This is a genomic window from Exiguobacterium sp. s129 (assembly GCF_018617585.1).
GTDB lineage: Bacteria > Bacillota > Bacilli > Exiguobacteriales > Exiguobacteriaceae > Exiguobacterium > Exiguobacterium aestuarii_A.
The window spans coordinates 86,460-96,928 of sequence record NZ_JACSKL010000001.1; the positions used below are offsets into that span (position 1 = coordinate 86,460).

Consider the following 10,469-nt stretch of genomic DNA (forward strand, 5'->3'; position numbering starts at 1 on the left):
AGGAGCACACTATGAAACCTTACATGCCGTATTTACTAAGTACGTTTTTGATTTTATCGACAACTTCTGCTCAAGCCGCCAGCAGTATCCCTTCACCTCTACCAATCGAATCAACAAGTGATATCGGTGGGCGTCTGCTGACAACAAATGATGACGTGTTGCCCGGGGAGACCTCTTCACGGACATATACATACACGATGGTGGGTGACGAGACAGCTGGTTCAGCGAAATACTTATCACTTGACTGGGTGCATTCTGAATTATTGATCCCGCCCTCAGCCCTTACAATCGATGTTGATGGTGAACCATTGAAATCAGTAGCGTTGACGAAGAAAACTTCGCAAGGAAATGTGAAAGTACCTCTACAAAATCAGCATTTAACAAAAGGCACACATGAAGTGACAGTTCGATTCACAGGAATTATAGAGGGGCGGATGTGTGATACCGGGAATACATCGGGAAGTTGGTTAACCGTTCGGCCATCTAGTTTTGTTTCAGTCGGAAACAAGGCTGAACTATCCTTAAATGACTATCCCAATCCGTTCACTCAGACGACAAATCAAAAGTTAACCGTTGTTCTTCCGAGTTCACCTAAAATAGACTCATTAGAAGCAGGTCTTCTTCTTTACAGACAATTAAAGGGCGATGCGACCGATCCAGATTATGTGACCCTTCAATATGAAGAACAGGTAAAGTCATTAGATGGTCGTTACGTTTTCGTAGGTCAAACGGACTCCTTCAATGGTCCCGTCAAAGATTTTATTCAAGAATTAAAGACACTCCCTAAAAATGAAGAAGTTTTGTTTGAACAAGCCCGTCTTGTGAGTGATGGAAAATCCGCTGATGCAATGTTTGTACTCGCTGAAAATGCTGATGCTTTCGAAGGAACGTTAGACCATCTATTGCTCGTCCAACAACGGCAGCAACTGAACGGGGAACAATTGATATTAACGAGCGCACCGTCCATTCAAAAGAGCGGAGATACGATTAATTTACGTACACTTGGTGCCTCAGATTTGATGTTAAGCGGGAGTCAAGCCGTTAGTCCGAACTACTTTTATCCACTCCCTGTTATCGATAAGCAATCCGTAGTTGAGCTAGATGTGCGTTTCAAAGCCTCAGAAAATTTAGTAGCGGAACGAGAAGGTGCCCTCTCGCCTGAATTGATTGCATGGGTAAACGGTATTCCTCATTCAATTCCTTTAACAGACATGGAGACCGATGACGAATGGCGACATCATGTCATCCGTGTTGATGCTTCGACACTTAAAAAAGCAACGTTCTTAGATGTATCATTTGAGGCAAACGGATTGCGCTCAGAGGCACCATGTAACGCAAGTGATTTAGATCGTTGGATTTTCGTTTCGAGTGACAGTCAAGTCAAGTTACCCGTGAACAGTGGACAGGCAAATAATGAGGTCTTTTTAAATATGGCCAGCCTCTTCACGATGGATTCTGGCATCTTGTTCGTTGTTCCGGATGAAGCGAACGAGAAATCATTGCAAAACATGGCAGACGTCATGAGTGGCTTACCGATCACACCTTTGACAGAACAAGTCGAATTCGTTCGTTCTAGCGAAGTGACTGAAGAAATGGTGAGCAATCGTTCGATTTTCTTTATTGGAAATCCAGAGGAAAGCCCTTTGTTCAATGAACAAAAAGAAAATTGGATTGTCACGAAGGACGAGCAAATTGATTTGGCACAGTATGGTTTCATCCCAGAGACGTCTTCCGAATTTGCTTGGATTCAGCCCTCTCCATGGAACGAGGACAAGGCGATGATTGTTGTTTCCACCAAAGATGCAATCGACCCGAACTTGATTCAAACACTTTCTTTTCCGAGCGAGACGTTTAGTGTGGCGGTAAAAAACCAGAATGGATCTATTTTTACGAATAGCTCGAGTGTGGCTAGTGAGAACTCAAATGCAAATGCGACATCCGATGAACAATCATCGATTTCTGTCGATTCGAAATGGTACTTCGTCGGATTCATCGTGTTAATCGGATTGATTATCATCATCCTACTCTATATGCGACGCAATAAAAAAATCACTTAAAGATGTAGAAAACACCCTTTTCACAAAATCATGAATTATCCTACAAGAGGGACCAATCGCCTGATGTGGTCAACTCCTGAATAGTCAAAGGACCGATTGAACGATCGGTCCTTTTCGTATGAAAAAAGCGAAAGGAATCACCTTTCGCTCTCACAATTGAATATTTTGCGTGGCTGTCACGGGGTAACGACCGAATTCCCATGTATGGTCCGCGCGAAGCGTTGCGTCCGAGATAAGGAAATAATCCGTCCGGCCATTCCCAGGCTGGTTCGGGACCGGGTCGTTCCACGTCGTATCGAGATGGTACCATTCGTTGTTCACTCGAACGAGGTTCCACGCATGGAGACCGCTTGCGACCTCCCCAGAAATATAACGTGCTTCGATGCCTGCCGCCTCTAACAATAAAAGCGTCGTCAGTGCATAGCCTTCACACACCCCTTCCCCGTTGAACAAGATCGAATACGGCGTATATGGACTGGCCAGACTATCTAGATTATAGGCAGTGTGCGAGACGACATAGTCGTTCACGTATTTGACCTTGCCGACCTCGTCCAAATCACGCGGCATGTCGCGAATCACTTCGTTGACGCGTTCTTGTACTTGTGCGGCCTCGGAAGCCGTCATGTCGTAGTTCAGTTTCATCTTTAAGTTGAAGACGCCATTCTGCTCGATCCATTTTGTTTCCCCTCCACGTGAGAGGCGATACACATAGATGTGATGTCGCTCAATCCATTCCCACGCCGCGTCCATCGTCTGTTGCATGTCTCCCGTATCCCCAGTATATGGAATCGAGAACGTCTCATCGAAGCGGGTCATATGATAGGCGATGGCTGTCCCAAGTGTTTCGGCTGAATCAATCTCGTATGGGAGTTTGAACGACTTCCCGAGCACGGTCGTCTCACTTTCGACGTGTTGTGGACCAAACCAGTTCGCCACGTCAAACGACTTCGTTTCTTGCGCGACGATATTCCCACTCACGCTGGCAATTCCGAAAAAGATCATCGCAAGTGCCCATCTTCCGACAAGAGCCAAGGAAGACAACCATCCATATTTCAACATACGATTCAGCTCGTCATGGACGGCTTGCTCGAGTTGAGGGCGCTTCATCAAATTCCTTCCGTTGAGCTGAAAGATGACACCACGATAAATGGGATCGAGTATGTCAAACTGACGACCAGGGTGATGTTTCGCAGCACGTAACGCATGACGGACCGAGAACAAGCCTGCACGTAATCGCGTATGAATCCGAAACATCTGAAAGGCGCGCATGCCTAACAGACAACCCAAAGGTAAACAAATCAATAACAAAGCCGTTCCAATCATCACTGGACTCATAGATCCACCTTCACACTAGTAGTCACTTCAATTGTCATTATAGCCCATAATAGTATCTAAATTTACATCAACTAGACAAAAACAGGCTCTGCGCATTCATCATCGCGCAAAGCCTGTTCCATCATGCGGTTTTTCGTTTTCTCGCCGACCAGATGAATCCAGCTCCGACTAGTAGTAAGAGCAATCCAATCCATAGACCATTCGAAGGATTTGTCCCAAGGAACGGAAGCCGGTCTGTCATAGACGGCTTACCGGCTCCTGTCGGAACATCATCCTCTTCAAACGTCACGTCCGGATCCGTACCTGAATCACCGGTTCCTGAGCCACCCGGAATTTCTGAATCTCCAAATTCGTAGTCAGGATCCATCGTGTTTTCGATGATGAGTGTCACCGTATCGTTTTTACCTGCCTCAAAACGAACCGGCTGCGGCGTCTCATCAAGAAGGTAACCAATCGGTGCTTTCGTTTCCACAACAGTGTACATACCGAGCGCAAGGTTTGTTACGTTCGTTTCACCCGATGCATTCGTTGTCACCGTCGCGACACGTTTACCTGTCTCATCAAGCACGTCGAATGTTGCACCTTTCAACGGTTTTTTCGTTGTGTCATCCACTTTCTGAATGAGCAACGACTTGATGCGTTGATTCTCGACGGTCAATGATTGTGACACATCGCCTTCTTTGAACGTGAAGGTATGTTTCGTCTCGTCGAGCATATATCCTGCCGGTGCTTTCGTTTCCTTGAAGACATAGTCCCCCGTCTTGAGGTTGTTGACTTCAATCAAACCGGATGCATCCGTGACGAGTCCTTTTTGAATGATCAATCCGTCAGCATCCACCAAATCAAACGTCGCACCGGCGAGTGGTTTGTTCGTTTCTCCGTCTACTTTCGTCAGACGGACTGTCTTATACGGGTCATTGGTCACATTGATGGCAATGACTTCATTCGTACCGCGCACGACTGTGAACGTATGCGCTGTTTCATCCAATATATATCCTGCCGGCGCGTTCGTCTCGACGAACGAATACGTGCCCGGCTCTAAATCGCGAACGTAAATCTCACCATTCGCATCTGTGACGAGGTTTTCTTGAATCACCTCTCCCGATGCGTCAAGCAAGTTGAATGTCGCCCCTGGGAGTAACGCGCTCGTTGCTTGGTCTGTCTTCGTGAGGCGGACGGCTTTTTTCTGTTCGTTCGTCACCGTCAATGTCGATGGCACTGATTGAAGAGCGAACACGCTGAATGGTTGCTCTTTCGAATCTAACAAGTAACCTGCCGGCGCTTTCGTTTCAATGAACGCGTATGTTCCCGGCGTGAGGCCTCCAACATAAATCTCACCACGTTCATCCGTCACGAGCTCTTCACGAACCAGATTTCCTAGTTCATCGACAAGTTTGAATGTGGCACCCGCGAGTCGTTCGCCAGACTCCGAATCGACTTTCGTCATCTGGACGGCTTTATATGGGTCATTCGTCGCTTCGACCAAGACGACGTCATTTGTTCCGCGAACGAGCGTGAACGGGTACTTTTTCGAGTCCAACATATAACCGCCTGGCGCTGACGTTTCACGGAAATAATACTCGCCCGGATTTAACTGGTCGACATAAATCTCTCCGTTTCCATCAGTCTTCAACCCTTTTTGAACGAGTGTATCATCTTTATGGAAGAGAGAGAATGTCGCATCGGCTAATGTAGCGCCAGATGTGGCATCTGTCTTCACGAGACGCACAGCTTTTTGTTGCTCGTTCATCACGGTGACCGACTGCACGCCATCATCCCCGTAATTTACGTCAAACGATTGTAGTGTAGCGTCTTGAATATAGCCAATAGGTGCCTCTACTTCTCTGAAGTAGTACGTCCCGATATCAAGACGGTCTACTGTGACCGTTCCATCTTCACCGGTCACGATATTTTCACGAATGACTTCTTTTTTGTCATTCAAGAGCTCAAATTTCGCCCCTTCAAGAACTTTTGTTTTGTTATCCTGATCCACTTTAATCAGTTTAACCGTCTTCATCGTCTCGTTTTTCACGACGACTTGCTGACGTTTCGGACTCTCGAGCGTGATGTGGAATGATGTTCCGACTTCACGATTTTCTGGGAGGATATAACCGTCCGGTGCTTTCGTTTCGATGAGTTTATATTCACCGAGGTCAAGGTCTTCAATGAGCAACGTCTCATTCAATCCAACCTTCAACCCTTCTCGAAGAACCGTTTCCTTTTCATCCTTTACGAGAACAAGGTTAAACTCTGCAACCTTCTTGTCATCGTTCAATGTGAGAATCGAACCTTTCCAGTCGACTTTCTTCAGTTCGATGGATTTGAACGGTTGGTTCGTGACACTCACGAGTGTTGGTTGCAACTGGTTTTCCTTGATTTCGAATCCATGCTCCGTTTTGTCATCAAGCAAATGATGTCCTGGGGCAATCGTTTCAAGGAAATAATAGTTCCCCGGAAGCAAGTTTTCGACAGAGATGATACCTGACTCATCCGTTTGTTTCGTCAAGATCAACGTGTCTTCTAGCTCTGGTGCGACAGCTCGTTTGTACAGTGCGAATGTCGCGCCTTGTAACACGTTCCCTGCCGTCGAGTCTGAGTATTTCGTCAACGTGACGTCTTGACGAACCTTTTGATTGGTCACGATGATCGATTCAAATTTTTCATCTTCTTTTTTACCGGATACTTCAACCGTTTTTGCCTTGTTGAAATGAACGTATCCGTTTGGAGCTTTCACTTCTTCAAGTGAGTATTTTCCGTAAAGAAGTCGTTCGAACGTGAGCGTTCCTGTAGCGTCCGTCTCACCTCGGCGAATGACGCGCTCTCCGAGTTTCAAGACGAACTCGGCTCCTTGTAATGAGGCTTGTGTGTCGGCATCTTGTTTTTGAATGACCAAATCACCAAGCTCACCCGAAGCGGACCCGAATCCAGTCGTTAAACGAACGGTGACGCTTGATTGACGCTTCTCCGATTCGACCTCAATTTGATCGGCAGTCATTGTAATTTCGTTAGAGATGCGATCACCGACCGCTGCTAGGATGAGCGACTCATACGTGAGGACGTAAGGGCGATCAATTGTCTTCTTAAATGACAACGAGAACCCACCGTCTTCGTTTTTGACGATATCGTAGTCTGAAGATGGGACAACCGTGTTCGTCTGCGTAACATTCCCTTTTGCGTCTACAGTTGTCTCATAGACGACGATACTCGTGTCTACAACCTTCTCATCGTCGACCTCGTACTCGTAATGAAGCAGCTCTTGGTTGTCAGAAGGCGTATCCGTGATGACGACATTGTCCAATGTCGATTGTCCGTAGTTGATTGGGACGGTCCATTTGATGAGCGTGTCATCTTGTGTCCCCATTTTCCCAATGTGTTGGCCACCGAATTGAACAGATACGGATGCGCTCAATCGATCGGGCTCTAACCCGTCAATCGTGACGACCGCCTCGTTCGTATAAGTAGGCTTCGTCACTTGATCTGCGAGAGAGGTTTTATAAACGATGACATACGCTTGTTGTGTCGTTCCGTTTACAGTAAGCGTGAATGTGTTGTTTTCCTCGTCCCACGAGAGCGTATACTCACTCGTTTCGAGCGGCTCCCCGATTTCTCGGTATGAGTCCTGTCCAGACCCTCGTTCAATCGGGATGACACGCAATGAATCTTTGATAGGTGTCTGGCCTGGAGACCACGTGTCGATCACTTTCAAGTCTGTCGTCTCGTATTCATGGAAGTTCACGCCGAGCGACCATGTGATCTCTTTATTCACCGCATGATACGTGCCACCTTTGAATCCATTCTCACGAGAATACTTCGAAGGCTTGAATTGATCTTTCACCGTAATCGAGCGCTCAGACTCGTCGGACTCTTTCCAATCGATGGTCGCTTGGTTACGCAACTCTTGAATTGATTTGTCATCACGCTGAACATAGTCAAACGATGTGACGTATGACAAATCATAAGCGACTGTGAGCGATTGATTGAAAGTGATGATAAATCCTTTCTTCCCGTCGGCCACCGTCTCATCGACCGTATAGTCTGTGCCAAGGCTAAGCTTTTTACTCGTTCCTGTCTCTTTAATCTCGATAGTCTCAGGTTTTAACGTGAGACCACCGTTCGTGAATACATCCGTGTAAACGGCATTGTTCATGACTTTCTGGTCACGGTTGATATTGACTTTCCACTTGATCGTCTCCGTATTGTAGTTCGGAGCGTCATGACCTTTTCGCAAGACGGCTTGATTTGTCCCACGACTAGCTCCGTCCGTGAACTGGCCGACTGTGATTGTATTGTCTACCTTACCTGCTTCAAATTGACGGTCTTTGGCTGTCGTTTCATAGAGAAGCAAGTAAGCCGTTTTATTTTGACCCAACTCAAATGTGAATCCTTCAAACCCTGGCTTAGCGAGATCGGTCGGTGTCACGTCGACTTTCGTACGCGACGCCTCTTTCCCGTTCGCATCCAATTGGATTTCATATAACTCCAACTTCGATAGCTTGTGGGTGTCTGTAAAGTAGTCGGTCACCGTCAAATTCGTCAACTCTTTTTGACGATAGTTGATTTTCGATTGCCATCGAATCGTTTGGGTACTATCCACATAGCCCGGTGAACTCTTCTCGAGTTCAACACCACGCTTCACGGTTGCCGTAGCTGTCGCCGGAAGCGTGCTGTACTTCTCGCCAACTAAGTTCGCCGTGTTCAAGAAGCTCGCCTTTTCTTCATCCGTAATATCTGTGTCGAACGTGATACGGTATGCGTTCTTCGTGTCACCAAGCGATACGATGAGCTCTTGGTTTTCATAACTCGTCGTGAATCCGATATAAGGTTCTGCTCCCGTCACGTTTCCAGACATGTCGATCACCAAACGCTCGACACGTAACGTCTTTGGTAAGTAACTTAGCCCCGTCGGAATCGCATCAATCATCTTCGCATCCGTGATTGCTTTGAGTCCTTTGTTTAGCTCGACAGTCCACGTCAATGATTCTGGATTATATACACGGTTTGGAACGACATTTTTTGAAATGTCTCTCGCCGGTGCGGGTACACCGACTTCAAGCGTATAAGACTGTTGATCTTGAATCGGTGTGATGACGACTGTGTTCTCTTCCGTGACGGTCGTCGTTTGCTTCACTTGCGTGAGCACTTGAAGCTTGCCTCCGATATTTGAAAACTGTGTCACATTTTCATTGAAGACGATTGTCGCGTTACCATTCACATCAACGTTGAATAAGCCCATCGACTTTGTTTCACCCTCGTCGATAAAGTTCAACGGTTGGTTCGTCACGGCGCGATACATCTTGAGCTGCTCTGGGATTTGGAATCGGTACGTCGATCCTTCTCCATATGGATGTCCGTTCGCAAGCGCCCAATTGTAGTCAATTTTGACGATTGAATCCGTCGTGACGACATCTACCGTCCCCCCGGTCTCTGTCGTCTCGGTCACTACATAATCGGTCAAGATTTCATCCTCGATGTCGAGCACTGCTTCCTTCGAAGCTTTTTGATCCGCTACCGGTTCTCCAGATTTCGGCTCATCTGGAGCTGGTGTTTCTCCACCTTCCTCGCTCGGTTGAACCGGTGGTGCGGTTTCTATCTCCGGATCACTCTCATTCGGAAGTGTCGGAGTCGTTTCCGAAGACGTTTCTCCTTCTCCGGGTGAGGTGGCATCCGGAGTCGCTTCTCCAGATGACTCATCAAGCAATTGGTTCGATTCTTCCGTGCTCTCTGTTTGGGAAGAATCAACCGTTCCTTCCGCATATGCAAGTTCAGTTACAGCGAACGGCTGTACGACAAGCAAGACGGTCAAGACAATGGATAACCATCGTTTCATGTACGTTTCCTCCTGTGTCTTTGTTTGTAGACATCACAAACGTGGAACAAGGAGACTCGCCTCAAAGAACACACCAAAAAAAGGCCGCCTTCTCAAGAAGGGACCTTGGTCATTGTTCAGTAATAGATTGAGGCACGATAGTCAGAGGCGCTACGGAACGTCGTCGTACGTTTCTCCGTCACATCCCGTGTCACATCAATGATGCGCCACTTTCCACTAATAAATACTTCATTCCAAGCATGATACCCCGTCACTCCCTTTGCGGAACCCATGACAAGACGGGTCGGAATGCCTTGCGCGCGTAGAAGTGCTGCATTCAACGAAGCGAAGTCATAGCAAATCCCACGTTTCGTCCGTAACGTTGTCGCGTGATCAGGCAAATACGTAGAAGTGAGTTTAGTGAGTTTTTTATAGTCATAGGCAATGGTCTTGCCGACATGACGGCTTGTCACGAGCGTTTGCTGTGAAGTGGAGTAGGATGAACGTGACAGCGACGAAGCGAGGCGCGACGTCACATGATCGATGGAAACGTTTTGAGTCGAATGGAGATACGGTGCCGATGAATGAGTAAGACGGACCGTTTTCTGAAGGAGGCTGATGCGCTTATAGCGCTTGCCATCCGATGACTGATAGAGCGCGAATGTATAATCCCCGTTCCCATAGTTTAAATTGAAATGATTTTTCCCCTTGTAGACATCATGATAGCGAACCTGCTTGCCTTGTCGAATCTCTAACTTGAATGAGCCTTTGTCTTGGCTCGAGATATACACGTCAACTTTCCCCGTCCGTGTATCGACACGCGTACTCGCCGCATCTACGGCGGCAGGTCGCAACACAATCAAAGCGAACAACAATACCAACATCCCCGTGAAGAATTTCTTCATGAGACGAACCTCCTTTGGAAACTGGCTGCCATGTTAAAGGCCCTTTAGCTTTGCGTCACTAGCTTTCGCATAGTTTTGCCATTATCAGTGAAGTCTTACATGACTAATTTAGCATATAGGTATATTGAACCTCTTAATCTTTTTGTGATTCAGGGGAATGGATATTTACTTTAAGTCTTTATACCTAAAGAAAAACTCGACCTCTCGGGAGATGAACTTCCTTGATCATAAAGATTTTTCGATACCGTCAGCATACTTTGCGAGAAACGATTGGTTTATGGAGCGTTCATCGATATGGTTTGTACTCTGTTCGATTCTGTTAACGCTTTTCGATTTGGTCTTTTTTGTTATATATCGATTTCGTGC

General features: G+C 46.8%; 4 protein-coding genes and 1 riboswitch. Of the genes, 1 reads left to right on the forward strand and 3 read right to left on the reverse strand.

Going from position 1 to position 10,469, the window contains the following annotated elements:
- The first annotated feature begins 11 nt into the window (after positions 1-11).
- A complete protein-coding gene (locus tag KNO92_RS00430) occupies positions 12-2,057 on the forward strand; it encodes a cellulose biosynthesis cyclic di-GMP-binding regulatory protein BcsB (protein ID WP_214759659.1) in 2,046 nt (681 codons plus the stop codon).
- Between the two features lie 150 nt (positions 2,058-2,207).
- Here the strand turns inward: KNO92_RS00430 and KNO92_RS00435 are convergent, their stop codons facing one another.
- The 3 genes from KNO92_RS00435 to KNO92_RS00445 all read right to left on the reverse strand — a co-directional run bounded on the left by KNO92_RS00435 (position 2,208) and on the right by KNO92_RS00445 (position 10,103).
- The gene (locus tag KNO92_RS00435; protein ID WP_214759661.1) at positions 2,208-3,392 is read right to left on the reverse strand and encodes a transglutaminase domain-containing protein; all 1,185 of its coding nucleotides are present in this window, start codon (positions 3,390-3,392) and stop codon (positions 2,208-2,210) included.
- Between the two features lie 121 nt (positions 3,393-3,513).
- Positions 3,514-9,219: a SpaA isopeptide-forming pilin-related protein gene (locus KNO92_RS00440; RefSeq protein WP_214759663.1), complete on the reverse strand. Its 5,706-nt coding sequence runs from the start codon at positions 9,217-9,219 to the stop codon at positions 3,514-3,516.
- 116 nt (positions 9,220-9,335) lie between these two features.
- Entirely contained in the window at positions 9,336-10,103 is a 768-nt protein-coding gene (locus KNO92_RS00445) for a transglutaminase-like domain-containing protein (RefSeq protein WP_214694252.1), read from the reverse strand.
- A 13-nt stretch (positions 10,104-10,116) separates the two neighbouring features.
- A riboswitch (cyclic di-GMP riboswitch) is annotated at positions 10,117-10,193 on the reverse strand.
- Between the last annotated feature and the right edge of the window lie 276 nt (positions 10,194-10,469).

Coding starts and splice junctions, on each gene's coding strand:
- KNO92_RS00430 (WP_214759659.1), top strand. CDS start 12: ATGAAACCTTACATGCCGTATTTACTAAGTACGTTTTTGATTTTATCG.
- KNO92_RS00435 (WP_214759661.1), bottom strand. CDS start 3,392: ATGAGTCCAGTGATGATTGGAACGGCTTTGTTATTGATTTGTTTACCT.
- KNO92_RS00440 (WP_214759663.1), bottom strand. CDS start 9,219: ATGAAACGATGGTTATCCATTGTCTTGACCGTCTTGCTTGTCGTACAG.
- KNO92_RS00445 (WP_214694252.1), bottom strand. CDS start 10,103: ATGAAGAAATTCTTCACGGGGATGTTGGTATTGTTGTTCGCTTTGATT.